Raw genomic sequence first — 25,316 nt, forward strand, 5'->3', positions numbered from 1 at the left:
CCCTGGCCTAGGACATGGCGTCGAGCGGCCGAAGGAAGCGGCGCTCATATCGCTTGATGCAGCGAGTGGTACGAGCCAGTTCGAAGGCATCCTGGCACTCAGGGTCGGTCATGCTGTCCGTGCGGTACTGCTCGTACGCGGCGAGACTGGGAAAGGAGAAGAGGGCGTAGGCGACGTCGCTGTCGCCCTCACTCGGCAGGAAGTAGCCGTGGTGCGTGCCGCCGAACCGGTTGACGAGCCCGACCCAGCGGCGGCCGTACTCCTCGAAATCCTCGAGCTTGTCGGCGTCGATCTCGTACTTCAGATGAATAGTGATCACGCGCACATCATGCTGCATACCGGTTCGGTTGTCGGAGGTCGCCTCCTCGCGCTCGGTAGCGGGCCGCGGTCAGGGACTCGTTGCCCGGACGAGGAGCAGGGCGATGTCGTCGTTGCACGGCGAGCAGCCGCGGCAGTAGCGGAGAAGGGTGTCCGCGAGGTCGACGCTGGTGTCGTCGATGTCGGTGCCGGGGATTTCTACGAGGCCGTCAGTGTAGAAGGCGAGTACAGCGTCCGGCGGAAGGGAGATCTCGGTGGTGGGGTAGTCGCTTCGCACTGCCAGACGCGGGGCAGCCGGGGCACCACATCCCGCTCCATGATCTCGGCCCACCGCTCACCACCCGCGTACTCGTGCGGCACTCCCAGCAGACCGTCCAGGTCACGGCAGTCCACCTGGCACAGTGCGTCCAGCAATCGGGCGAACTCTTTCGGCTCCCCGCTCTCACCCCGCCGGCAGGGGCCGCCCTCCAGCCACGACCGTGCGAGGGCGGTGTGCCCCTCTGCCTGGACCACCTCGGACAAGGGGACCGGCACCGCGAACGGCAAGCCCGCCTCCGCCAGACGGCGCAGAAGTACGGTACGCCGCGGCAGCGCAACGACCGCGGTCGAGTTCTCGGCGATGCACACAACGGCAACGGCAACGGCGCGAAGCAGCACCACGTGATGAGAGCCACCACTCACGACAGCAGCACCGCGAAGATCCTCTCCGGGCAGCACGGCCGCGGCAATGGCGAGCAACTCCTCGGGTACCTGATCAACCATCGCGGCAGCCCTGCCGAGCGGCCGGTCGAACAACGGTGGGGGCACGCCACCCGGTGCCCTCCATCGCTACGTCACTTGTCGGCCCGGCTCAGTAGGCGCGGAAGTAGTTGTCGTCATGGGGCACCGCCCGCTCTTGCCGGACAGCCCGGAGACGGCCCGATCAAGAGCCCGTGTGCCCTCTTGCTAGGCGCCCATGTGTACGTCACGACCTTCCGGGTGTCCGCATACGGGGCAGTCGTACTCGTCAAGCGAAGCCTCGGGGACTGGATGCCCGCAGAAGTCGCAGGGACGCATGCCCTCGCCAAGGTCCTCGCTCCGGGGCTCGTCATCATTCACGGTGGCAGAGTGGCAGGGGCGATGAGTCCGCGCTGGGACCGGGTGGCAATGCGCCGCGGTTGGCGCGAAGAGGATCTGGGCCGGATCAAGCCTGCTGAGACTGCTCGTCGTGCAGGAGAGCCGTCGCCTGGAGATCGTTGGTCACCATCACCATCACCATCACCATCACCTGCGCCGGCTTCGCCGCGATTTTGATCACCAGAGCCCACTCTGGGCAGTCCAGGTAGTCCTGGTGCGGCGCCATGCGGCCGACGTGGTCCTGCACGACGGAGTATGCCTCGCCCAGTACTTTCAAGAGCGTGGCTTCCTCCTGCGTACGCAGGCTCTTGCCCAGCCGGAGGGCGGGGTCATCTGCGTCGCAAAAGCCGTCGAAAAGTACGCGGATCAGTCCTCGAACTCTTCTGCTCGCAGCCATACCTCGCGTTGCCACGCCGCTGCTGCGACTTCAGCCGCGTCTGGCTCGGTCGGTTGGTTGGTTCGGCGCCGGCGGAGCGTCCGGGTCGTAGCGGTGACCAGCACCTCGGTCTCGGCGACGCTGGCCATGACCAGCTGGGCGCCGTCCCTCAGGGCGAAGGCTACCGCCGAGCTTCACAGTCGGCTGGCGATGTCACTCCGGCCTGCGGCGCACTAGGAAAGCGCGATACAGGAGACGGAGTTCGCTGAGAATGAGAAGCGCGGGCACGATGGCCCACCAGACCGAACCCCCCTGGCGGTACTGCGAGACTCCCACGCTGAGGATCAGTAGACCCACTATGAGCCCAACGCAGGAATTGATCTTGTCTACGAGGGGGTCGTCTCCGAAACGGCGCTTCATGATCTCTCCAGCGGTGCACGATGGTTCGGCACATCCTGACAGTGCGGCTCAGGGGGCCAACGACCGGGATGGATCGTCGTCTGAGGCCGCAGCGCTTCCGTCCACGGCGCGGCCTGTGCTTCATGACGACACGTAGGCACGTGACGGCCCCGGCGGAAGGCTGAGTAGCGACCCCCCACGACGTCGCGCAAGATTGTTTCATGCCGGTTCTGATAGCCGCGTGCGCCATGATCATGACTCTTATCGGCGGAGTCGTCGCACAGCGGGTTGGCGACCGCCGTCATCTGGTGCTCGGTCTTGCCGCCGGTCTCATGCTCGGCGTTATCGGCTTCGATCTGCTCCCCGATGCGCTGACCGCTCAGCCACGGCACGTTTTCGGGGTACCTGCAGCATTGCTGATGTTCGTTGCGGGATTCCTTGCCCTGCACGTCGTGGAGCGAGGGGTCGCCATCCATCGCGCCCACGAGAGCGAGTACGCACCGCACACTCACGCCTTCGGGCATGCGCAGGAGTCGGCGGAGGGCGTCGGCCTGGCCGCAGCCTCGGCACTCGTGGGACACAGCGTGATCGACGGGTTCGCCATCGGCGCCGCGTATCAGGCCGGCAATACGCTGGGCATCGTCGTTGCCATCGCGGTGATCTCCCACGACTTCGCCGACGGCTTCAACACCTACACGATCACGAGGCTGTACGGAAATGCCCGGCGGCGGGCTCAACTGCTGCTCGTGGCCGACGCGCTGGCTCCGGTGGTCGGGGCAGCGATCACTTTGGGGTTCACGATACCGACAGGGCTGCTGGGCCTGTATCTCGGATTCTTCGCCGGCTTCTTGCTCTACCTCGCGACCTCGGACATCTTGCCGGAGGCGCACAGCCCGCATCCCTCCAAGGCCACTCTGTTGTTCACGGTGACGGGGGCTCTGCTGATGTGGCTGGTGGTCGGGCTTGCGAGCTGAGCCCGTCGCAGGTGGTGCACTCACAGATCCAGCAGGCCCTCAGCGGCTCTCGTTGGGACGCGAGCCATCAGCTGACTTTCACGGTGCGTTGCACGATGACCACCAGCCCTGTGCCGTCCCTGTCAGGCCGTGCCGGAGCGCCCGGACCGCTCCGCCGACGCCTGTGGTGCGGTCTGTGGGGGCACCAATTGATGCCGCGTCATGGCGATCACGGTGCGAAATGCTATGGCTCCTACGAGCACGGTCGCAGCGGTCAGGACGAGGTAGCACGCAATGATCCCGCCAGGAGGGCGGCCGCGGTTGATCCAGTGCAGCGCGGTGGTTGCCACCGTCGTCCAGGAGAAGGTGAAGGCCCAGAAGCCAGGTGTGAAGCTCAGGCTCAGGAACAGCGGCAGTAGGCGGATCTGGGTAAGGATCATCAGGAGGCAGTAGCCCGCCAGGACAGCCGAGAGTCGGTCGATGCGATTGTCGTTGAGAGCGAAGCAGGCGACGCTTGCCGTGCCGGCGGGCACTATCTCGATGGCCAGCGTCGGCGTGAGGCCAGGGGGAAGGGGAGGCCGGAAGAACAGCCGGGCCAGGATCATCGAGCCCATGACAAGCCACGAGACGATACCGAGTCCGAACATGACCTCGGCCAACCGCTGCTGTCCCACCTGCGCGGCGCTGAAGGCGGCGATGAGTCCGCCGCCCACGGTGGGCAAGAAGTAGCCCGGGTGGAGTTGGTCCAGTCCGAGCGGGCCGTATATCCACTGCCCGGTGTACCAGCCACCCAAGAGCACGGTGAGGACGAGGAAGACGTCGACGACCACCCGGCCGGCCTCGAGGGCAAAAGGGGCTATCCCCTGCGCGGCGAGGAGCATCGGTGTGATGACGGCGAGTGAGGCGAAGGGGCCCGCCGCACTGTCGAGCATGTCGGTCTTGAACGCGCCCTGTACGGACAGGACGTATCTCAGGTAGAGCAACACCGTGCCACACCAGACCACTGCGGCAACCGCGACCAAGACGCGGCCGACCTCGGGAGGCACACGGCCTTGCTGGGCCGCGGTAAGCCAGGTGCCCGCCAGACCTGCGATTCCCAAGGAAATACCGAAGAAGGTGACAGGTATGCGCGACACGGTCATGGATTACACCCTCTTGTGCAAAGGCCAGCAGCTGCATATCCCCGGAGTCATGGGCCTACGCGGTCAATGGCGTCGGGTTCCCGCACACCGGTGCATGCGTCTGCGAAGCAGCAGTTCTTTCGAGTCTGCATCCATGCGGCCGCCACGTCTGTTCGGCGGTCCGCCCGAGTGCAGCAGATGCGGTGCTCCTGATCAGCTCTTCTGTCATCAGGACCAGGACCAGGACCAGGACCAGGACAGGGCCGTGCCGGGACGCCGCGCGTAGACCTTGAGCCGACGGTACGGTTTGTATGGCGGTCCTATGACACTGGGATGGGTTCGGGCGAGAGTCAGCCCTCGGACCGGCGCTCACCACGGTGGCCACGGCGACCCTGGAGGGGATCCTATGAGCTCCGACAACCAGGTATTGATCGTAGGCGCAGGCCCGTCGGGGCTGTTGCTGGCGGGTGATCTGGCGGAGGCCGGTGTCAGCTGTACCGTCGTCGAGCGTCGTGTCCAGGAATCACAGCTCACCCGGGCGTTTGCGGTCCACGCGCGGACGATGGAACAACTCGACGCCCGTGGTGTTGCCGACCAACTGCTGGCGACTGGCATCCGTAACCCGGTTCTCCAGTTTTTGGGGATCGATCTGTCGCGGTTGCCAACCCGTTACCCGCATGTACTGGTGACGCCGCAGTACAACACCGAGCAGGTACTCCGGGCGCGGGCCCTTTCCCAAGGTGCCGATGTACGGGAAGGCTGGGAAGCTGTCGGGCTTGCGCAAGATGTGACGGGCGTCGACGTCCAGGTCCGGGCGGCGGATGGCTCCGCCCAGACCCTGCGCGCGGCTTACGTCGTAGGCGCCGACGGAAGGAGCAGCACGGTACGCCGATCCCTCGGCCTGCCGTTCCCCGGCCGCTCCGCGGTGCGGTCGATGATGCTTGCCGACGTCCGATTGGCCGACCCCCCGAAAAAGCCCCCTACCGTAGGGGCAGTGGGCGACGCTTTCGCGATCCTCGTTCCGTTCGGCGATGGATGGTTCCGCATCATGGCGTGGAATCGCCATCATGAGATGCCGGACAGCGCAGCGGTCGATCTGGAGGAGATCCGGGCCATCGCCCGCCGGGCGCTCGGCCGCGATTTCGGCATGCACGACCCGCGCTGGATCTCACGGTTCCACAGCGATGAGCGGCAGTCACCGCGCTACCGCGTAGGCCGGGTCTTCCTCGTCGGTGACGCGGCGCACGTGCACTCTCCGGCCGGTGGCATGGGCATGAACACCAGTATTCAGGATTCCGCCAACTTGGGCTGGAAACTTGCTGCCGTACTGCGCGGCCGTGCCCCCGAAGCGCTGCTCGATACGTACGAGGCGGAAAGGCATCCGGTGGGGCGCAGGGTGCTGCGCATGAGTGGTGCTCTGCTGCGCGGTGTCCTGACCACTCCGCGGGCGCTTCGTGGCGTCCGAGACTTCGCCGCCCGGACCGTTCTGCGTCTCCCACCGGTGGCCTTGCGGCTGGGGCGGGCGATGTCCGGCATCGACATCGCCTACAGCGCCCCGGCCGGCGCGCACCCCCTCACGGGCAAGCGGGCACCGGATGTCCCCCTCGCCGATGGGCGACGCCTGTACGAGGCGCTGCGCGGCCGCCGGTTCGTGCTGGTCACGCCCGCAGACGCACCCCTTCCCCCTTCGGTGACCGAAGGCTGGGCCGGCAGGGTGGAGTGCGTCACCCCATCCGGTCTGACCAGCAAGTCCGTACTGGTCAGACCGGACGCCTACATCGCGTGGGCCTCGTCCGAGCAGTCCGCTCACCGTCGAGCCGACGAGATCGGGCAGGCACTGGCGGACCACTGTGGTGAGGGCAAAGGCACTACTCAGTGAGTTGCTGAGGTAGTGGCGGTCAGACCTGGTTGAGACCGCCGTCGACGAAGAGCTCGGTTCCGGTGATGAAGCTGCTCTGGTCGCCGGCGAGGAAGAGGGCCGCGGCGGCGGCCTCTTCGGGGCGCCCCATCCGCCCCAGGGGCACCTGGGTGGCGAAGAAGTCCCAGAGCTTGGCGGCCTCTGCGGCATTAGGGGCCAGTCCGGAGTTGCCGGGCGTCTCGATCGGACCCGGGACGAGGGTGTTCACTCGGATCTTCCGGCTCTTGAGCTCGTTGGCCCACGTGCGGGAGAAGCTGCGGATGGCTGCCTTGGATGCGGCGTAGACGCCGAAGGCCTCGGCGCCGGAGGTGGCGGCAGTGGATCCGGTGAGGATGATCGAAGCGGCCTCGTTCAGCAGGGGAAGCGCTTTTTGGACCGTGAAGAGCGTACCCCTCACGTTGATGCCGAAGGTCGAGTCGAAGTGCTTCTCGGTGACGTCTTCCAAGGTGGAGAACTCGCCGCCGCCGGCGTTGGCGAACAGCACGTCGATGCGGCGGCCCTGCTCGGCCACGGCGGCGTAGAGGCGGTCGATGTCGTCAAGATCGGAGACGTCGCCCCGGACGGCTGTGGCATTCGGACCGATCTCGGCCAGCGCGGCGTCGAGCGCCTCCTGGCGCCGGCCGGTGATGAACACATGTGCGCCCTCGGCGGCGAATCGCTTGGCGGTGGCCAGCCCGATTCCGCTGTTACCCCCGGTGACGATGGCTGTCTTACCGTCGAGCTGTCCCATGATCGAGGCTCCTTTTCGGCGGAGGTCTGCCCTCCGCGGCTGTTGCTCTGCGTCAGACCCGCGCCTGGTGGGGCGGGCTCGTTATGGACTGTACGGTAAAAAACTCAATGCTGGACCGTACGGTCAAAAACTATGACCTAGCCCACTGGCCCGGCGCCCACCGAAGTCGAGATCACGCACCAAGCCCCGCGGAGTACGCACGCCGCTTGGCACGCGACGTGCGCGACCGCCTGAGCAGCAGGGTCCGCGGGTCAGCCGGGATGACAGACGTGCCAGATGTGCCCGTCCGGGGGCGGCGAGCGCGTGATGTGGATCTGGTACGAGGACGAGATGGTGGTCGTCCGCGCGGCGGGCGCGAAGGAGCGGACACCCGTCCTGGACTTCCGGCCCGCCATGGCTCCCCGGTGGCCGGTGCCCGGTCGGCGGGATTCAGGCGGCCGGCACGTCGCGCGGTGCGAAGAGCCGAATCTCGCCGGGTAGGGCTTGGACCACGCGGACGTCTCGTCGTGGGCCCGTGCAGTCGGTTTCCTCGACGTGCCGGAACTGCCCGTCCTCCCGCTGCTGCCGGGGATCGCCGCTCTCCCGGACGCTCGGACCACAGGGCCCGTGGAACGAGGCGGAACGGAATGGAACGCCGGAGGAGGTGACGGGTTCGACCTTTCTTGGGAGTCATGGCGTGGGTATCTCGCGAAGAAGGCTACTGACGACGACCGGGGTGGGTGTGGTGGCGGCGGCCATCGACGCCGGGGGGTTCCGTGCCGCCGCCGAAGCCGCCACCGCGGTACGGGGCGGCAGGGCGGCGGCCGCCTCCTCATCGGACGGGCGTGCGGTGACCACGTGGGACCAGACGGTGCAGCGGGCGAGTTACGCGCAGGGCGCGGGATACCAGCGGCTGGTCGCCGGGCCGGGGGAGGCGCACGCCATCCGCACCGACCTGTGGTCCCGCTTCGGGCCGCCGACGATGGCGCTGGCCGCGTTCGCGCAGATGACCGACCTGCACATCGTGGACGACCAGTCGCCGGCCCGCCTGGAGTTCATGGACCGCTATGCCGACGCGGGCGCCCCGCACTACGCCTCGTATCCGACCGACTCGGCCTACCGGGGCCATGAGTTCCTGTCGACGCAGGTCGTCGACGCGATGTGCCAGGCTGTCGCGGGTGTCGGCAAGGGGCCGCGGAGCAAGAAGCCGCTGCAGTTCACCATCGTCACGGGCGACGCCGTCGACAACTGCCAGCACAACGAGAACCGCTGGTACATCGACCTGCTCGACGGCGGCCAGACCATCGTGCCGGACTCCGGCACCATCGGCCTGGACCAGAGTTTCTCCAGCGGTGCCCTGACCAACGGCGGCAGCGGGGACACCCACTACTACTACCCGTCCGTGCCTCCGCAGCAGGTTCCGGGCAACCAGTACACCGGCACCTCCGGCCTCGGATTCCCCTACGTCCCGGGTCTGCTCGACGCCAGTGGCGTGGTCGGAGCGGCCCGCCGGCCGTTCGTCTCCCACGGCCTCGGGATGCCCTGGTACGCGGCGTACGGCAACCACGACGGCCTGTGGCAGGGCAACGAGCCCATCGACAACAACCTCGTCGACGTGCAGGGCATGACGGTCGGCTCGTCCAAGACCACCGGCACGTCCGCGGACCTGCCGGACGACTACAGCGACCTCGGCACCTTCGGCAAGCTGATGGTCGCCTGGGACCTGGAGGGGACCCGGGTCGCCGCGGACCCCAACCGGCGGCTGCTCTCCCGCAAGGCCTTCATCCAGGACCACTTCAACACCGCAGGACTGCCGGTCGGTCACGGCTTCCAGGGCGTCGGGATCGACAAGGCCTACTACGCGATCCCGTCAGGCGCCGGCGACCTGATCCGTTACATCACGCTCGACTCCACCAATACCAACACCGACGGCTTCGGGTCCGGCGCCGCGGGCGGCTCGATCGACACCGATCAGCTCAACTGGCTGGAACAGCAGCTCAGGGCCAACAGCTCGCGCTACATCGACACGAACAACCGCATCGTCACGCAGAGCGGTGTGCAGGACAAGATGTACGTCCTGTTCTGTCACCACACGCTGGCCACCATGGACAACCTCGACGACGGCATCTTCGGCGGCATCTTCGGGGACCGGCACACCGGCGACGAGGTGAAGGCGCTGCTGCTGCGCTACCCGAACGTCATCGCCATGGTCAACGGGCACACCCACGCCAACAAGATCGTGCCGCACCCGACGCCGGCCTCCAGCCCGATCGCCGGCGGCTTCTGGGAGATCTCCACGGCCTCCCACATCGACTGGCCGATCCAGAGCCGCATCATCGAGATCATGGCCAGCCCCGACGCGCAGAACGCGGGGGAGTTCGGCTCCGCCGCCGGGCCCGCCACCCTCTCGATCTTCACCACCATGGTCGACCCCGCCGCACCCCTGTCCTTCGGGGGCGACACCAGCACCCCCGCACAACTGGCCTCCCTGGCAAGGGAGCTCGCCACAAACGACCCGCAGGAGGTGAGCCGCGGGATCACCCGGCGCATGGGCGTCAGCCAGGACCGCAATACGCAGCTGCTGCTGCGGGCGCCCTTCCCGCTGCACGCCCCGCACCCGATCGGCTCGCCGATCGCCGCGGCCCGCAACAAGGACGGGCGGCTGGAACTGTTCGGCACGGACGCACAGGGCAACCTCTGGAACACCAGCCAGACGACCGCCGCCGGCGACCTGCAGCCGTGGACGAAGCTCGCAGGCGGACCGGGATGGCAGTCCGTCACCGCGGGCAGCCACCAGGACGGCAGGGTCGAGCTGTTCGCCATCGACCAGAACGGGTCCGTCAACCGCCGCGCGCAGACCAGTGCGGGCAGCAGCGCGTACACGGCCCCTCAGCAGTTCGACGCCGCCTTCACCTCGGCGACCGCGGTCCAGGACCAGTGGGGCGGCCTGCAGGTCTACGCGACCCGCGGTGACAACACCATCCGCCACCGCTGGCAGGACTTCCTGAACGACGACACCCCCTCGAACGGCTGGTTCACCCCCTGGACGCAGCTCGGGGGCACCGCGATCCAGCTCGCGGTCGAGACGGGCTCCGACGGACGGGCCGTCCTCGTCGCCATCAAGGAGGACGGCCTCCTCATCCAGCGCAAGATGAACGTCGCCAACGCCCAGACGGAGAGCGAGTGGGGCGGGGTGCTGCCGCTCGACGGCATCCTCGACTCCGTCGACTTGGCCCGCAACCTCGACGGGCGCCTGGTGATCCTCGGGACCAACCCCGACGGGCAGCTGTTCCACCGGTTCGAGACCGCACCCGGCAGCGGGACGTGGCAGCCCTGGGCCCTGGTACCGACGCAGTTCGGTGCCGGCACGCTGCGGATGCGTCACGTCTGCGCCGAACGCAGCGGTCCCGGCCGGATCGAGATGTTCGCCGTCGACGACACCGGCGCCCTCTACCGCTGCAAGCAGAGCGACCCCAACGGCACGACCTGGTCGCCCTGGGAGTCATGCCAGTTCCAGCTGCGCTCCACCCACACCCTCACCGGGCTGTGACGGGCCGCTGAGACCGGACCCGTCCCGTTCCACCTCCTGATACGCGGGCGCCGGCCCCCTCTGGCAGGGGGGCCGGCCCTGGTGGGGCGGTCAGTCGGGCCAGTACGAGCACCGGAGCCCGGTGTGCACGGCATGCCTCAGGTGCTCACCGATCACCCGGTCGGCCGCCGCGATCCGGTCCAGTGCCCGGCGGACGGCCTTGCTCACCGCCACGCGCGAGCGTTCCTCGCCCTCGGGGAAGCGGCGGGCACGCCCGCTGAGGCCCGTGGCGCCCGCCAACTGGCCCACCAGCCAGTCGTGCTCGGCCTGGGCGGCGGCCCGCTCATGGCCGTCGGCCGACGTGAGCTCGTCCAGCTCCGTACGCAGCCGGGCAAGGCGCTTGCGGTACTCCTGCGTCGCCACCCGGTCCAGTACCGGCTGTCCGGACAGGGCCGGACGCTCGCCCGCCTCGCTGAGGGCGGTCAGCCCCGCCACGAGGTCGACGGCCGGGATCTCCTGGCGCGGGTTGGCGATCAGCACCGCCAGATGGAGCATCCCCACACTGTGCTCCACCTGCACGCTGCGCCCGCCGAGCCCGACGCGCCAACTGCGGCCCAACCGGGTGCAGGACGCTGTGGGCGGCCGAGCTCCTTGTTCGCCGTGCGGACCCGCGCCGCCGGGTCCGTCGCTGTCCACGGGCGCGGGCGCAGCCTCTTCCGCGGCCACCGCCATCTCCTGCCGGACGGCGTCGGCCTCCGCATGCCGTCCCGCCCGCACGAGCGCGATCGCGAGCCGGTCCCGGGACGCCGTGACCGCCGGCCAGTGCGCGAGTGCGAGGTTCTGCCGTACCGCGTCCCGCAGATGGGTCACGGCCCGGTCGACGTCTCCCGTGGTCAGCGCGGCGACCCCCAGGGCGTGCTGGGCGGAGCCGAAGCAGGCGACGGCGAGACTGCCCACCATGGGCAGGTGTCCGTACGGGCTCAGCAGTTCGTAGACCCGCGCCGCCGTGGCGGTGTCGTCGAGGAGATAGGCGGCCTCCGCGACACCGTGCATCGTCACCATCCAGCTGCTCGACCGCGGCAGGTCACCGAGGTCGCGACCGCACAGGGTGGCGAGCGCGCTGACCGCCTTGCGCCGGTCCCCGGCCGTCACCGCGGCCACCGCGAGCGCGGCCAGGGCATGATCGTCCACGGCGCTCAGCGTGGGGGAGTTGACCACCTCGCTCAGCAGCGGCACCAGCTCCACCACCCGGCCCTGGTACCAGCGGATGGTCACGAGCTGAGCGGCCTGCCACACCGTGGCGTTGACGTCCCCCGCGGCGGTCCCGCGCTCGGTGCAGGCCCGGGCCAGCTCCTCGGCCTCGTCGAGGCGGCCCGCGCGGACGGCGAGCATGACGTGCATCGCGTTCACGACGAAGCCCACCGCCAGATGGTCCTCCTCGGCCAGCACCCCGCGCAGTTCGGCCAGGCAGCGTTCCGCGTGCGGGTCGCCGTCCAGGAACATGTCGACCGTCTGCCACAGCAGCCCCATCAGCAGATCGCTGCGGCGGGAGGTACGGAAGCTCTCCGCGACGAGTTCGGCGGCCAGTTCCCGGCGCAGTGCGCCGTGCTCCGGGCCGATCAGGCAGTGATGGGCCAGGCTCAGGGCCTCCGCACGCGCCATCGGATTGCCTCGCGACCTCGCCTCTTCGAGCAGCGCCAGCACGGCCGTCTGGTCGCTGCGGCGGTAGTCGCCCTCCCCGGCCAGCCGGATCCGCAGTCGCAAGGCCAGCGACGACCCGGCGTCCAGGAGTTCCAGCGCCCGGCGTATCCGCGACTCCAGGAGCACCGAGCCCGCCACCGTGCGGTGCTCGTGCGCCCACAGGCCGCCGAAGCCGAGGGCGGCCACCGCCATCGCCCAGGCGTCGCCGGCCGACTCGGCGATCCGGTAGGCCCGTTCGAACCGGTCCCGGCCGGCGCGCAGATCGCCGTCGTCGACGACGGCACGGGTGCCCTCGTCGAGGAGGGCCTGAAGTTCTGCGGGCCGCCTCGCGCCCGGCCCGCCAGGCACCGGCGCGTCCCGCACGGGCGCATCGACATTGTCCACGGCTGTATTTCTCTCCCGGGTGCACACGACAGAGCCAGGGAGAAACCGGCCGGACCGCCGTGTCGGTCGTGATCGGTGGCCTTGCCACTGGCGGAGGACGGCGAGTAAGGCTATCGCAGAGGCCGTGACGGGGGAACAGCCGCACGTGGTACGGCAGTCGGACCCCGTACGAATCCCGGTCCCGGCGGGGACCGGGCACCGGCGAAGGAACGCGATGGCACGGCACGGCACGCGACGGCACGGAGGGGAACGCCCACCGGGCAGCGGCACATCCGTGCGTGCATTCCTTCGAAGGGGACTCAAAGTCGTGGGCTTTTTCAGGCATCGGCGCCTCGCCCTGAGCGGCGCCGTGGCGCTCGCGTTCGGATTCCTGCTCGGTGGCGCTCCGGCGGCGTCCGCCGGCCCTGCCGTCTCCGCCGCCGCGCCGGGATTCTCGATCACCTCCAACAGCCAGCAGGACCTGTTCGTGCAGGCGATCGGGACACCGGACGCGGTGGTGCGGATCGCCGGCAACGTCGACCTGGACCTGACCGGACGGGAGTCCCTGCCGGTGGCCCCGGGCGTGCAGATCCTCGGTGACCGGTCACAGCGCCCGCAGGGGCCGCGGCTGTTCACGACGTCCTTCCCGCGGATCCTCCTGATGGTCGGGAACGACGGCGACGGCACCCACAGCGACAACGTGCGGATCAGCGGCATCCGGCTGCAGGGCGCGGAGAGCGACGATCCCTACTCGGCGGTCGACACCAGTGACTCCGACGGCATCCGGGTGAATTCGAGCCTGAACGTGGAGATCGACCACAGCGAGATCGACCACTGGCGCGGAGCGGCGGTGAGCGTCCTGGACGGCCAGAACCGGATCGGCCTGCAGAACGCGCAGACGGTGTGGGTGCACGACAACTACATCCACCACAACCAGCACCCCACCGGCACCATCTGCTGCGGTCACGGCGCGGGCTACGGCGTCGTGATGAGCCACGGCGCCTATGCCCTGGTCGAGCGGAACGTGTTCGACTACAACCGGCACGCGATCACCGGCGACGGTTCGGGCGGTGACGGCTACCTGGCGTACCGCAACCTGATCTGGGGCGGCGGCGGGGACAACTCCCACGTCTGGCACACCCACGAGATCGACATGCACGGCAACGACTCGTCCTGCAGCTACGAGTGCGGCTCCGCGGGCGAGTACATGGACGTGGAGTACAACACCGTCTGGTACACCAACGGCACGGGCGTCAAACTGCGCGGCACCCCCAGCGTCGGGATGACGGTGTCGCACAACGTCTTCCAGCATTCGAGTCTGTGGGTGGGCTCCATCCTGCCGATCCACGCGGCGCTGGACCAGACCGAGACCGGGCTGCACCAGTCCGCCAACACCCTGGACTCGTACACCGGAGGTCAGCGCAAGTACTGCGACTTCGACGGCGACGGTGTCAACGACGCCTTCATCGCCACCGGCATCACCTGGTGGTACCAGTCCAGTTCGCTGGGCGGGCGCTGGAGCTACCTCAACCAGTCGACGACGCGGCTCGCGGACGTCTCTCTCGGCGACGTCGACAGCGACGGTCTGTGCGACGTCGGCTATCCCGGCGGGGTATTCGTCAACCCGGGTCAGGGCGTCTCCTCGACCACCGCGACGGCGACCGTCTCCAGCGGCGACTTCAACGGGGACGGCCGCACCGACATGGCGATCAGCGCCTCCGACGCGTGGCAGGCCCTGCCTGTGGCGTCCTCCCAGGGCGACGGCCGCTTCTCGCAGGACTTCTCCGCGGCCGGCGACTTCCCCCGCCTCGCGGCCGCCCCCGGGGCGCGGACCTACAGCGGGGACTTCGACGGCGACGGCCGCGCCGACCTCGCCGCGCTGGGCGCGGAGGGATGGAACACCCTGCCGGTGGCGTTCTCGGGCGGCGACGGGACGTTCCGCTCCACGAGGTCCGGCGTCGGCGACTTCGCCGCCTGGGCGTCCCTGCCCGGGGTGAAGGTGCAGGTCGGCGACTTCGACGGGGACGGCCGGTCGGACCTCGCGCTGGTCGGGGGCCCTGGCTGGGGTTCGGTGCCGGTGGCCTTCTCCAACGGGGACGGCACCTTCCGCATCACCAACGGGTCCGTGGACAGCTTCGCCGGCTGGGCGCAGGTGCCCGGGGCGCAGGTCGTCGGCGGGGACTTCGACCACGACGGCCGGTCGGACATCGCGCTGGTCGGCGGGAGCGGCTGGGGCTCGGTGCCGGTGGCGTTCTCCCATGGCGACGGCACGTTCCGCATCACCAACGCGTCGGCGGTCGACTTCGCCGGCTGGGCCTCCGTCCCCGGGGCGAAGATCAAGGTAGGCGACCTCAACGGGGACGGGCGTACGGACATCGCCCTCGTACCGGGCCCCGGCACCCCGTGGTGGTACACGCTGCCGGTGGCCTTCTCCCATGGCGACGGGACCTTCCGCGTCACCAACGCGCCCTCGGCCGACTTCGCCGCGTGGGCCCAGGTCCCGGGAGTACAGGTGGTCGGCGGGGACTTCGACCACGACGGCCGGTCGGACATCGCGCTGGTCGGGGGGAGCGGCTGGGGCTCGGTGCCGGTGGCGTTCTCAGGCGGGGACGGCACGTTCCGCGTCACGAACGCGTCGGCGGCCGACTTCGCCGCGTGGGCCTCCGTACCCGGAGTGCGGGCACAGGCCGGTGACTTCGACGGGGACGGCCGCACCGACATCGCCCTCGTCCGAGGCCCCCACACCCCGTGGTGGTACACGCTGCCGGTGGCGTTCTCGGGCGGCGACGGCACGTTCCGCGTCACCAACGCCCCCACCGACCGCTTCGACCGCTGGGCATCGGCTCCGGCGCACACACCGGACCCGTGGAGCCCGGACGCGCGGGCCGTGAGCGGAGTATGACGGCGCCAGTCCTGTAGGGCGGCGCTGCGAAGCGGGGCGGCCGGCCCTCCGTGAGGAGTGCCGACCGCCCCGTTCAGAGCGCGGTTCGGGGCGTCAGCCCTGGTCCGCCTCGGAAACGAGCAGGTTGAGCTTGCTCGTGATGCCGCCCGTCGTCACCGAGATCGTCGTGGTGCCGGGCTTGAGCGCCGTCACCGCACCGGTCACCGGGTCGATCTTGGCGACCTTCTTGTTGGAGGTCGTCCAGACGTGGGACATCGGGTCGGCCACCGGCATCGTCGGCGGGTCGCTGATGTCGTTGCCGTTGGCGTTCACGGCGGTCGCCGTGTACTGCTTCGCCTGACCGGCCACCAGGGTGTCGGTGCGCGGAGCGGCCGCGTCGGAGCCGGCGGTGCCCTGGTCGATGGTCATCGACTTGAGCATGGCCTGGACCGAGTACTGGACCGTTCCGTCGTCGTTGACGTGGAACAGCGCGAAGTGGAAGAGGCCTCCCTTGTCGGCGGCGACGTACGGCCGCGTGCCGATGTCGGCGATCGTGAACTGCGGGATGCCCAGCTTCGCGTCCGCCTGGTTGCCCAGCGGGTCGATGAGCTGGTCGGCGAAGCCGCGCGAGTGGCCGTACATCAGCACCACGCGCTGCTTCGGGTGCGACAGCCGGTAGTCCTGGATCAGCTGGAGGTACTGCTGCGCCTCCCAGCGGCTCGAGAACTGGTTCGACTTGTTCGGCGCGTGGTCGTAGGCGGGCATGTGCACCCCGACGAACACCACCGGCGTGGTCGCCTTCTCCAGCTGCTGCGCCAGCCACGGGTACTGCGGCTCCGCGGGCTTCTGGAACTTGTCGGAGGCCGCGATCGAGCCGCTGGAGTTGTCCAGGCCGATGAAGGTCGCCTGGCCCTGCTTGAACGTGAAGTGCGTGTCCTGCTGGAACACCTCGGAGAAGTTGGTGTTCTGCGGGATGGCGCCCTGGCTCACCTCGTGGTTGCCGACCACGTCGTACAACGGCAGGCCGAACTGCTCCCACTGGGCCTTCGCGTAGGCGAGGTCGTCCTTGTTGCCGGTGTCGGCGATGTCACCGAGGCTCAGCGCGACGTTGGGACGGGCCTGCACCGGCAGCGGTTCGACGGTCTGACCGGACGCGGCCTGGAACGGCTTGCCGGTCGTACGGTTGACCATGCCGGCGATGTTCTTGACGCTCGTCGAGTCGGGGTTGGCGGCCACCAGATGGCCGTCGTCGCCGATGATGAACGTCTGCCCGCCGGGCCGGAACTCGGCCGGGTCCTCGGTGTACTCCAGCCAGGAGGGGTTGTTCGGGTTGATCGCCTGGTAGGGGGCGTCCTGCGTCGGCGTGCCGACGGAGTACTGGAGCTTCATCCCCGCGAAGGTGAACGTGCCGACGTTGGCGCCGGTCGCGTTCTGGCCCACCAGGCTGATGTCCTGGATGGTCAGCGGGTAGGACGTGAAGACACCCCAGACCAGCTTCGCGCTCCGCTCGTTCCACCGGTTGTAGTCGCTCGGGGCCAGCTCGAGCCAGAGACCCATCAGGTGGCCCTCGGCGTCGGAGACGTTGAGGACCATCCACGACTTCTGCGGGGCGGCGCTTTCGACCTTGAACTGGAAGCGCAGGCTCTGCGGCACCTGGCCGAGCTCGTTCTTGTCGGCCGTGGCACCGGCGCCGTTGTTCGGGATCACCCGCACCCGGTGCTGCTTGGTGTCGTTCGGGAACGAGTACTGCACCTGCAGTGCCCGCGCCTGGCCGGACCCCGGCGGCACGTCGGTGGTCTCGGCGAATCGGTCGGCGGGCACCGTGACGGCGCCGCCGTCCGCGCGCATCTGCCACTCCGCGGCGTTGTCGGCGGTGAGCAGCGGCTTGATGACCGAGCCGATGCTCAGCACCGCGGTCGCCGTGCGGCCGCCGGCGGCGGCGGTGAGGCGGACCTCGCCACTGCCCGTGGAGGCGGCGGTGAACACGCCGGTGGCGGGGTCGATCCTGCCCAGGTCGCTACGGTCGAGCGTCCACGTCACCGACTCCGGCGCGACGGTGACCGCCGGGGACTTGGCGTTCGCGCCCTGCACCGTGAACTTCTGCGACGCGTTGTTGGCCAGGCCCTGCTGCGCGGGGGAGACGCTCACCTGGTCGAACGTCGGCGCCACCGTCAGGTCGATCTCGTCGGTCTTGCGACCCGAATGCACGGTCAGCGTGCCGGAACCGGGCGAGCCGGCCTTGAAGACGCCGTTCGTCCAGGTGCCCAGGCTGCTGGGCTCGGCCGTGACGTACAGCGGGTCGCTGGTGGGATTCCCGTCGCTGTCCGTCGCGAAGGCCTTCACCTTCGAGACGACACCCTCAGCGGTGGACAGATCGGCACCGTCGTTGATGAACGCCCGCTTCGCCGGCCCGGCCGAGGTCGCGGTCGAGTACACGAACAGTCCGTTGCCGACCGGCCGCTCGGACAGGTCGGACGGCGTGTTGGCCAGCGTGGCCCGCGTGTCGCCCGGCTGACGCACCGCCATGGCGGTCGAGCCGCCGCCGTCGAGCAGGACCGCGTCCCGCACACCGAGCGACTGCATGTAGGAGGCCACCTGCTGCCACCCCACGCCGAGCGCGACGTTGGCCGCCTTCTGGCCGTCGAGCGTCGCCATGACCAGGTGCCCGTCGGCGGTGCTGCCGATCACCGACTCCGGGTGCAGCCCGCTGGGCATCTGGTTGACCGGGTCCTGGAAGACCGCGCCGTCCTTGAGGATGCGGCCCGGGCCCTGGATCATTTCCTGGATGTCGTTGTTCGGGCTGATCCGGTGCGTCGTGGTCACGACCGAACCGACCTTGACGTTCTGCTGGATCCACTGGCCACTCGCGCTGGCCGCGTCGCCGCCGACCAGGCCGTACTGCTTGCCCGAGATCGCGTCACCGGTGGTCACGCTCGTGATCCGGATCGTCGCACCCTGGTCGTCTGAGGTGCCGAGCGCCAGGACCTTGGTGCCGCCGAACCAGGTCTTCGCCACGTCGCCCAGTCGCGGCGTGATCTGCGTGATGCCGTCGCCGGTCGCGTCGGTCAGCCGGTTCACCGAGGTGAGCGGACGGCTCGCGCCGCCGTCGACGGCGACAGAGCCGCTGAAGACCTGGTCCCCGTACGCGACGGAGCCGTTCCGCAGCACCGAGATCGTGCCCTCGTGGTTCGAGGTCGGGCTCTTCCAGATCTCACCGCCGACGATCTCGCCGTCGTTCGCCTGGCCGGACGCGTTGATCTGGAAGTATCCGCCGTTGATCCCGGCCACGGCTCCGGTGCGAACCGCCATCGACGAGGTCGTCTCGTCCTGAGGGTCGACCACGGCGTCGTGCGAGACGACCACGCCGAGCCGCACGTTCTTGTGGTGGGTGTCGGCGGACACGACGTTGATCGGCACCCGGCCGTCGATCGCGTCGACCGCGCCGCTCGAGTAGGTGACGCCGTCCGTCACCGGCGCCGGCTTGGTCATCGTGTGCTGGGTGATCGTCGACCAGGAGTCGAGCTGCTGCGGGAGCCACGGGGTGCCGTCGGCGGCGGAGGCGAATGAGGAGGCCGGCGTGAAGGTACTGGTGAGAACGAGTGCGAGTGCAGCGACGCCGGTCGCCATCATCCCGCGACGTCTCACGGTGTGACCCCGTGAGTCGTCACGCTGTGGTATCAAATTGTGCATGATCAACAGTGAACGTTCACGGACTGAACACCGCTGCTCAGCAGGTTGAGGAAAGATCGTCTGCTGGATGAAATTCGGGCCACGTTCTCGGTCCGCCGTCTTTATGTGCTCCGTTGCCGTGCTGATGCTGCTCGTTGTGGCCGAGTGCCTCACCTCAACGGCGCGGCATCCGGTCTGAGCGGCGGGTTCATGGAGCTTGGCGGTACCCGTCGCGGTAGAGGTCGCGCAGCAGACAGATCTCCCCGCCGTGGTGCATGGCCTCACGGTTGAGGTGGATGACCAGTTCCCCCATGGCGCTGTCGGCGTACGGCCCGCCCTTCACCCCGATCGGTGCGGCCAGTGCGTCCGCATCCAGCGCGGCCACCGCCTCGTACCAGCGACGGTAGGACTGCTCCAGCTGAGCCACCGCGTCCGCGGCACTGCCCGGCAGGTCGCCGGCCTCGAGCAACCGCTCGCCCGGTGCCCATTGCGTGGGCCCTTCGCCGCCGAAGAAGGCCCGGTACCGGCTCTCGAACACCTCGATGGACATGTGCGTCATCCGCCAGGCGATCGTCGTGAACGGGCCCGAACCGGACGGCTCCCGCGTCCCGTCGAGCCGCCACCGGCCGTCGCCGCGCGGCCGCAGGCTCCAGCAGCCGGGCACCGGCTCCCAGAAGTACTCCTCGTCGCCCAGCCCTTCGAGGCGGGGCCGGAGATGGAACTCCCAGTAGAAGCCCAACTGCTCGACAACGGTTCGTCCCCAGTCGATCGCCATGCGCGCATCCTAGGACGACTCCGACAATCCTCTCACTCGCGCCGCGCGGGTGGGAGGGGTTCGGGGCCCGGTAGCGATGCTCGAAAAATGCCTCGACAACGCCCGCGGGGAGCGGGGATGCTTCGCGCGATGACAAGAATCGACGACATGCCGCCCGCGTGGGACGAGCGCACCCAGCTCACCACGTTCCTCGACTACGCACGTGACACCGCCCGCGTCAAGTGCGATGGCGTCTCCGCGGAGAACGCACGCAAGGCGCCCCTGCCGGGCTCACCGCTGATGACCATGAGCGGAGTGATCAACCACCTCCGCTGGGTCGAGTACTTCTGGTTCCAGGTCGTCTTCCTCGGCGAGGAGGACCAGGGCCCCTGGACCGAGGAGGACCCCGACCGCGAGATGCGCATCGCCGTCGACTTCCCGCTCACGCAGCTGCTCGACGAATACGCCGAACAGAGTGCCCGATACCGCGAACTGGTCGCCGGGAACGCCCTGGACAAGCAGGCCCAGCGAGCCGGCCGCAACGGCTCCCACGTCGACCTCCGCTGGATCCTCCTCCACCTCACCGAGGAGACGGCCCGCCACAACGGCCACCTGGACATCCTGCGCGAGATGCTCGACGGCACGACCGGCGACTAGTCTCCGGAGAATCCGAAGATTCCCAGGTGAGTCGGCCTGCCATCGGAATAGAGGACGACGTAGTAGCCGGTCCACCGCATCTGGCACTCGCCGAAGAGGCTCTGTCGGTGCTCCTCGTCGCTCGTGGCCCCATTGGCAGCGGCAGCGAGCTCTTCGTACTGCTCGACCGTCGGGCGGTCGGTGCCGAAGTGGTGTGCCACGCGGCTGAGTGCCAGAGGGCGCAAGGTGCCGTAGTCAGCGCCATCGTCCGGTGTCGGCGGGTCATCCGTGGCAACGACCCTGTCGATGTCGAGGATCGTATGGGTGCCTTCTGTGCCCATGAACTCCTGGTCCGCATGCAGGTCCTTCAGGCTGGGGTAGCGGGTACCGCTGCCGTACTGCTCCTGGAACACCTTGGTCTGCAAAGTTCCCCATGCCTCCTCCACATCGCCGTCGTACTTGGTGATGTAGTCCCATCCGCTGGCGCCCATCGAGCCACCCTCCCTGAAGATCGTGAACGGCAGGACAGTAGCGGCGGGGACTGACAACGCCGAGGCATGGCCGCCGGAGCCGTGGCCGGCCCGGCCCGTCGCGATGGCCGGCGGAAGGCGATGTCGTGCCAGGTCCTGCAGTGGCCTGCACAAGCGTCAGCGACGCCGTGGGGGTTGCCCGGCGGCCCGGACCCCGAGGGGTCCGGGCCGCCCCGCCTCCGGCGGGCCCGCGGGATGTGGCGGTGCGCTACCAGGAGGACTTGGTCACGCCCGGGAGGTATCCGGCGTGGGCCTGCTCGCGCATCCGCACACGGGAGAGGCCGAACCTGCGGAGGTGTCCACGGGGGCGACCGTCGACGCTGTCGCGATTGCGGACGCGGGTGGCGCTGGCGTCACGCGGCTGACGACGCAACTCCGCCGCGGCCGCTCGCCGTTCGCCCTCCGTGCTGGACGGGCGGCGGACGATCTCCTTCAGTGCGGCACGCCGGGTCGCGTACCGCTCCACGGTCTCCTTGCGCTGTTCGTTGCGGGCGATCTTGCTCTTCTTGGCCATCAGACCTTCTCCCCCCTGGCACGGATGCGGGCCACGGCCGCATCGATCCCGATCGCGTCGATGGTCTTGATCGCCTTGGTGCTCAAGGTGAGGCGGACATGCCGCCCTTCGCCGGCGAGCCAGTAGCGCTTCTTCTGGATGTTGGGGTCGAAGCGGCGGGAAGTGCGCCGGTGGGAGTGGGAGATGCGGTTGCCGAAGCCCGGCTGGGCGCCGGTCAACTGGCAGTGGGCGCTCATGGGGGTTACCTGCTCTCTGCGGACCGCGTTTCGAAAATGGAAACCATTGCCATATAGTACCGCCATGGCTCGCAGTGAACTCCGCCCCGTCATCAAGCTCCGCTCCACGGCCGGGACCGGCTACACCTACGTCACGCGCAAGAACCGGCGAAACGACCCGGATCGCATGGTCCTGCGCAAGTACGACCCGGTCGCCGGGCGGCATGTCGATTTCCGCGAAGAGCGCTGACCCCACCAGGAGGCAACCCCGATGCAGCACTCGATCCACTCCGCCCACGGCCCCGTCGTCTTCCGGGACAGGAGCGCCGACTTCGCATTTCTCACCCGCTCGACCCTCAGTAGCGACAGGACGGTCCAGTGGGAGGACGGCAAGGTCTACCCCGTCATCGACGTGGAGATCTCCAGCGGGGGTCACCCCTTCTGCACCGGCAACGCGCCGGTCCTGGACACGACAGGACGCGTTGAGCGATTCGAGCGTCGCTACGGCCGACGTGAGGAGGCGCGGTGAGTCAGGAGAGCCACCGCCTTCCCGTGGTCATCGTCGCCGGGATGCACTCCGACGCCCGCCGACAGGTGGTGGAGCGTCTGCTGCGCGTCGTGCCCGGGAGCGTCGCGCTCCATCACGATCTCTCCACTGCGGACCAGGGGTTTGTCCGGCGCATCCTGCGTGACGCCTCGGGGCAACTCGACAGCGGAACTGCCCCGCTGGTCAACGACTGCGCGTGCTGTGCGCTGCGCGAAGACCTGCTGCCCGAGCTGGAACGCCTGACAGGCACCGGCCTGACCCGGTTGGCCGTCGTCGAGCTGTGGGACTCCGTTGAACCCAAGGCGATGGCCGAGGTGGTGTGCGCGCACGGCAGTGACGCCCTCGAGCTCACCGGTGTCATCACCGCCGTCGACCCGGCCCTCGTCCTGCCCTGCCTCGCCAATGGCGACGACCTCGCGGAAGCGGGCCTGCAGGCGGCCACGACCGACGAGCGGACCGTGGGCGACACCTGGGCCAGACAGCTGGAGTACTCGCCGGTCCTCGCGATCGTCGAGAGCGAGGAGGCCGACGAGCAGGACCTCGCGTTGCTGGCTCAACTGCACCCCACCGCCCGGCAGGTGGCGGCCGGCTCCGGGGAGCTCGCGGCCGCCGCACTGGCAGGCTTCGACGTCGAGGCCGCCGCCGCCGCGCAGCATCCCGCCTGTGCGTTGCTGCCGCAGGACGCCGACGAGAGTGGCATCACCACGTTCGTCTGGCACCGGACGCGGCCCTTTCACCCCGAGCGCTTGTATCAGGCGCTGGAGGACCTGTCGTGTGCGGCCGCCCGCAGCCGTGGTCGTTTCTGGCTCGCCGATCGCCCTGACACCTTGCTGTCCTGGGAGGCGGCCGGCGGCGCGCTGTGCGTGGAGGACATCGGTCCCTGGCTGGCCTCCCTGCCCGACGCCGCGTGGGAGATGGTGCCGCCCGTGCGTCGGGCCGCGGCCGCGCTCGACTGGCACCCCGCGCACGGCGACCGCTGCCAGCATCTGGTCTTCACCTCGCCGGGCCTGGACCGTGACGGCCTGGAGGAACTCCTCGAGTCCTGCCTGCTGACCGACGCCGAGTACGCGGCCGGGCCGGAGGCCTGGAGGCGCCTGCCCGCGGCCTTCGACGCCCTGCTCTGAGACCGTCCCTGGTCTCGCGCGAGGCCGGGCATCACCGACAAGGAAGCACATGGTTCGCCGTCACGATCCACGCATGGCCGTCAAGGCCCGCCCCAACCCACTCGACACGGCCGGGATCACATACATCGACTACAAGGACACCGATCTCCTGCGCAGGTTCATCTCCGACCGCGGCAAGATCCGCAGCCGGCGGGTCACCCGCGTCAGCACTCAGCAGCAGCGCCGGCTGGCCCGGGCGATCAAGAACGCACGGGAGATGGCGCTCCTGCCGTACAGCAGCAAGTAACGGTTCCACACTGGCTCACCGTCGGACGGATGCGCGCGCCTGCTGCGTTGTCGGCGGGCGCGCCCGTCGGTCCTCGTCTCAGGCCGACGGTGGTTGGCGGGGAGGAGCACCTGACCGGTTTCTGCTGTTCAGCGGCCTGACGGCCGGGAGCGGAGAGCGCGCCCGCCTGCCCCACACCTCCTGGAGGCCAGTGTGAGAGGTGCGGGTCGGAGAGAAGCCGAGCAGGTCTGCGGCCCCGGTTGTCAGAGGGCGGGGTGCTGGTCGCGCACCGGGCTCAGCGTCTCCAGCAGCGAGGCGATGTGCAGGACCGTCGACTCCGCGTGCCAGTTGGCCACCACCTGCACGGCGATCGGCATGCCGTCGCTGCTCGTGCCGAACCGCATCGACAGGGCCGGAAGTCCCGTCACGTTGAACGGGACGGTCGTCGACGACACATGGAAGGCGTCCACCGTCCGGCCGTCGACCGTGAACTGCCCGAGCTGGTGCCCGTGTGCGGGGATCGTCGTCACCGGAAGCAGCAGGACGTCGTACTGGTGGAAGTACTCCGCGAAACCGTCCCGGAGCCGCTCGGCGCCCTGTTCGGCCTCGACGTAGTCCTCCACGGACGTGTCGGGCATGCCGGCCAGGAACTTGGAGTAGGTGAACATCTGGTCCTCGTGACCCGCGGTGACCTGACGGAAGGCCGGCTTGACCTCCATGACGTGCAGCTTGGTCCAGAGTTCGAGCGGGTTGTCCCGCTCGAGGGCCGGGATGGTCACGGCGTCGACCCGGGCGCCGATGGTCCCCAGCGCTTCGGCGGCCGCCCGCACGGTCGCCGCGACCTCAGCGTCGGTCGGACCGAGCCCCGAGTCGACCAGCCAGCCCACGCGCACAGGCCGGTCGGGCGAGGCGCCCAGGCCGGCGTCGAACTCGCGCGGAGCGGTGGCGAAGCCATCGGCGCCGTCGGGACCGGCCAGCAGCGAATACGCGAGTGCGAGGTCGCGGATGCTGCGGGCCATGGGACCGACGTGCCAGTTACGGCGCGGCTCCCGCGGCCAGATTCCCGTCATCGGGATACGCCCGTGCGTCGGTTTGAAGGACACCACACCGGTGTCGGCGGCCGGCCCGCGCACCGAGATCGACAAGTCGGTCGCGAGTCCGAGCGGAGACATCCCCGCCGCGATGGCCGCGGACTCCCCGCCGCTCGAGCCGCCAGGCGAGCGGTTGAGATCCCAGGGATTGTTCGTCCTGCCCGTCAGGAGGTTGTCGGACTCGATCCAGTACGAGAACTCCGGAAGGTTGGTCTTCGCCAGGAGGATCGCTCCGGCCCGCTTCATGCGCGCCACAGCGGTGGCATCCGTGCCCGGGACGCGCCCCGCGAAGATCGGCGAACCGCGCTGGGTGAGCACTCCGGCGGTGTCGTACGAGTCCTTGGCCGTGAAGGGCACGCCGTGGAGCGGCCCCACGTCCCCGCCCGCCGCCAGTTCTTCGTCCGCCGCTCTTGCGGTCTCCAGAGCATCGTCGGCGAGCGTGACGATGGCGTTGAGCCTCGGATTGGTGGCCTCGATGCGGGCGAGGTGCGCCTGCACCACCTCGACGGAAGACACCTTCCCGGCGTGGATCAGTTCGGCGAGTTCGCTCGCGTCGGAGTAAATGAGATCGGTGGTCATGGAGAATC

Annotated in this window: 22 protein-coding genes; 9 read left to right on the plus strand and 13 right to left on the minus strand. The window is 69.1% G+C overall.

Annotated features, from left to right (window positions below):
• Window positions 1–7: 7 nt before the first annotated feature.
• The 3 genes from ACFYXS_RS05580 to ACFYXS_RS05590 form a co-directional block, all read right to left on the minus strand.
• Window positions 8–319: an NIPSNAP family protein gene (locus ACFYXS_RS05580; RefSeq protein ID WP_389244182.1), complete on the minus strand. Its 312-nt coding sequence runs from the start codon at window positions 317–319 to the stop codon at window positions 8–10.
• A gap of 69 nt (window positions 320–388) precedes the next feature.
• On the minus strand, window positions 389–595 hold the full coding sequence (locus ACFYXS_RS05585; protein ID WP_389244184.1) for a SpoIIE family protein phosphatase: 207 nt from the start codon (window positions 593–595) through the stop codon (window positions 389–391).
• Between the two features lie 906 nt (window positions 596–1,501).
• A complete protein-coding gene (locus ACFYXS_RS05590; protein WP_389244186.1) occupies window positions 1,502–1,831 on the minus strand; it encodes a hypothetical protein in 330 nt (109 codons plus the stop codon).
• Window positions 1,832–2,430: 599 nt separating this feature from the next.
• Between ACFYXS_RS05590 and ACFYXS_RS05595 the strand changes: the two genes are divergently transcribed.
• Window positions 2,431–3,183 carry a ZIP family metal transporter gene (locus tag ACFYXS_RS05595; RefSeq protein WP_389244188.1) on the plus strand — a complete coding sequence of 251 codons (753 nt, stop codon included), beginning with the start codon at window positions 2,431–2,433 and terminating at the stop codon, window positions 3,181–3,183.
• Window positions 3,184–3,305: 122 nt separating this feature from the next.
• On the opposite strand, the gene ACFYXS_RS05600 is transcribed toward ACFYXS_RS05595, so the two are convergent.
• A complete protein-coding gene (locus ACFYXS_RS05600; RefSeq protein ID WP_389244190.1) occupies window positions 3,306–4,304 on the minus strand; it encodes a TDT family transporter in 999 nt (332 codons plus the stop codon).
• A 385-nt stretch (window positions 4,305–4,689) separates the two neighbouring features.
• Between ACFYXS_RS05600 and ACFYXS_RS05605 the strand changes: the two genes are divergently transcribed.
• Complete coding sequence (locus tag ACFYXS_RS05605) at window positions 4,690–6,162, plus strand: FAD-dependent monooxygenase (RefSeq protein WP_389244192.1); 1,473 nt, start codon at window positions 4,690–4,692, stop codon at window positions 6,160–6,162.
• Window positions 6,163–6,181: 19 nt separating this feature from the next.
• Here ACFYXS_RS05605 and ACFYXS_RS05610 read toward each other — a convergent pair whose 3' ends face one another.
• Window positions 6,182–6,931, minus strand: a complete 750-nt coding sequence (locus ACFYXS_RS05610; protein WP_389244194.1) for a glucose 1-dehydrogenase — start codon at window positions 6,929–6,931, stop codon at window positions 6,182–6,184.
• Between the two features lie 251 nt (window positions 6,932–7,182).
• Complete coding sequence (locus tag ACFYXS_RS05615; protein ID WP_389244196.1) at window positions 7,183–7,326, minus strand: hypothetical protein; 144 nt, start codon at window positions 7,324–7,326, stop codon at window positions 7,183–7,185.
• Between the two features lie 281 nt (window positions 7,327–7,607).
• Between ACFYXS_RS05615 and ACFYXS_RS05620 the strand changes: the two genes are divergently transcribed.
• Window positions 7,608–10,460: a TIGR03767 family metallophosphoesterase gene (locus ACFYXS_RS05620; protein ID WP_389244198.1), complete on the plus strand. Its 2,853-nt coding sequence runs from the start codon at window positions 7,608–7,610 to the stop codon at window positions 10,458–10,460.
• Window positions 10,461–10,550: 90 nt separating this feature from the next.
• Here the strand turns inward: ACFYXS_RS05620 and ACFYXS_RS05625 are convergent, their stop codons facing one another.
• On the minus strand, window positions 10,551–12,524 hold the full coding sequence (locus ACFYXS_RS05625; protein WP_389244200.1) for a hypothetical protein: 1,974 nt from the start codon (window positions 12,522–12,524) through the stop codon (window positions 10,551–10,553).
• Between the two features lie 307 nt (window positions 12,525–12,831).
• On the opposite strand from ACFYXS_RS05625, the gene ACFYXS_RS05630 reads away from it, so the two are divergent.
• Entirely contained in the window at window positions 12,832–15,405 is a 2,574-nt protein-coding gene (locus tag ACFYXS_RS05630) for an FG-GAP-like repeat-containing protein (protein ID WP_389244202.1), read from the plus strand.
• A 93-nt stretch (window positions 15,406–15,498) separates the two neighbouring features.
• Here the strand turns inward: ACFYXS_RS05630 and ACFYXS_RS05635 are convergent, their stop codons facing one another.
• Complete coding sequence (locus tag ACFYXS_RS05635) at window positions 15,499–19,029, minus strand: phosphodiester glycosidase family protein (RefSeq protein WP_389244204.1); 3,531 nt, start codon at window positions 19,027–19,029, stop codon at window positions 15,499–15,501.
• 232 nt (window positions 19,030–19,261) lie between these two features.
• On the minus strand, window positions 19,262–19,828 hold the full coding sequence (locus tag ACFYXS_RS05640) for a DinB family protein (protein ID WP_389244206.1): 567 nt from the start codon (window positions 19,826–19,828) through the stop codon (window positions 19,262–19,264).
• A 129-nt stretch (window positions 19,829–19,957) separates the two neighbouring features.
• Here ACFYXS_RS05640 and ACFYXS_RS05645 point away from each other — a divergent pair, with 129 nt between their 5' ends.
• Window positions 19,958–20,464: a DinB family protein gene (locus tag ACFYXS_RS05645; protein WP_389244208.1), complete on the plus strand. Its 507-nt coding sequence runs from the start codon at window positions 19,958–19,960 to the stop codon at window positions 20,462–20,464.
• Here the strand turns inward: ACFYXS_RS05645 and ACFYXS_RS05650 are convergent.
• The 3 genes from ACFYXS_RS05650 to rpmB all read right to left on the minus strand — a co-directional run bounded on the left by ACFYXS_RS05650 (window position 20,461) and on the right by rpmB (window position 21,723).
• Window positions 20,461–20,934, minus strand: coding sequence for a hypothetical protein (locus ACFYXS_RS05650; protein WP_389244210.1), 474 nt, complete (start codon window positions 20,932–20,934; stop codon window positions 20,461–20,463). The two genes, ACFYXS_RS05645 and ACFYXS_RS05650, sit on opposite strands and share 4 nt — an antisense overlap.
• A 247-nt stretch (window positions 20,935–21,181) precedes the next feature.
• Complete coding sequence (gene rpsN, locus ACFYXS_RS05655) at window positions 21,182–21,487, minus strand: 30S ribosomal protein S14 (RefSeq protein ID WP_389244212.1); 306 nt, start codon at window positions 21,485–21,487, stop codon at window positions 21,182–21,184.
• Window positions 21,487–21,723 (minus strand): 50S ribosomal protein L28, encoded by a 237-nt coding sequence (gene rpmB, locus ACFYXS_RS05660; protein ID WP_389244214.1) that lies wholly within the window; start codon window positions 21,721–21,723, stop codon window positions 21,487–21,489. Before rpmB ends, rpsN begins: the two co-directional genes overlap by 1 nt.
• A 64-nt stretch (window positions 21,724–21,787) precedes the next feature.
• On the opposite strand from rpmB, the gene rpmG reads away from it, so the two are divergent.
• Genes rpmG through rpsR form a run of 4 tightly spaced genes read left to right on the plus strand, consistent with a single transcriptional unit; the run spans window position 21,788 to window position 23,659 of the window.
• The gene (gene rpmG, locus ACFYXS_RS05665; protein ID WP_350508653.1) at window positions 21,788–21,952 is read left to right on the plus strand and encodes a 50S ribosomal protein L33; all 165 of its coding nucleotides are present in this window, start codon (window positions 21,788–21,790) and stop codon (window positions 21,950–21,952) included.
• 21 nt (window positions 21,953–21,973) lie between these two features.
• On the plus strand, window positions 21,974–22,231 hold the full coding sequence (locus ACFYXS_RS05670; RefSeq protein WP_389244217.1) for a type B 50S ribosomal protein L31: 258 nt from the start codon (window positions 21,974–21,976) through the stop codon (window positions 22,229–22,231).
• Window positions 22,232–22,272: 41 nt separating this feature from the next.
• On the plus strand, window positions 22,273–23,373 hold the full coding sequence (locus ACFYXS_RS05675; protein WP_389244706.1) for a GTP-binding protein: 1,101 nt from the start codon (window positions 22,273–22,275) through the stop codon (window positions 23,371–23,373).
• A gap of 49 nt (window positions 23,374–23,422) precedes the next feature.
• Complete coding sequence (rpsR, locus tag ACFYXS_RS05680; RefSeq protein WP_389244219.1) at window positions 23,423–23,659, plus strand: 30S ribosomal protein S18; 237 nt, start codon at window positions 23,423–23,425, stop codon at window positions 23,657–23,659.
• A gap of 242 nt (window positions 23,660–23,901) precedes the next feature.
• Here the strand turns inward: rpsR and ACFYXS_RS05685 are convergent, their stop codons facing one another.
• Entirely contained in the window at window positions 23,902–25,308 is a 1,407-nt protein-coding gene (locus tag ACFYXS_RS05685) for an amidase (protein ID WP_389244221.1), read from the minus strand.
• Window positions 25,309–25,316 lie beyond the last annotated feature (8 nt).

This window comes from Streptomyces sp. NPDC002574, from assembly GCF_042889545.1.
In the GTDB taxonomy this organism is placed as follows: domain Bacteria; phylum Actinomycetota; class Actinomycetes; order Streptomycetales; family Streptomycetaceae; genus Actinacidiphila.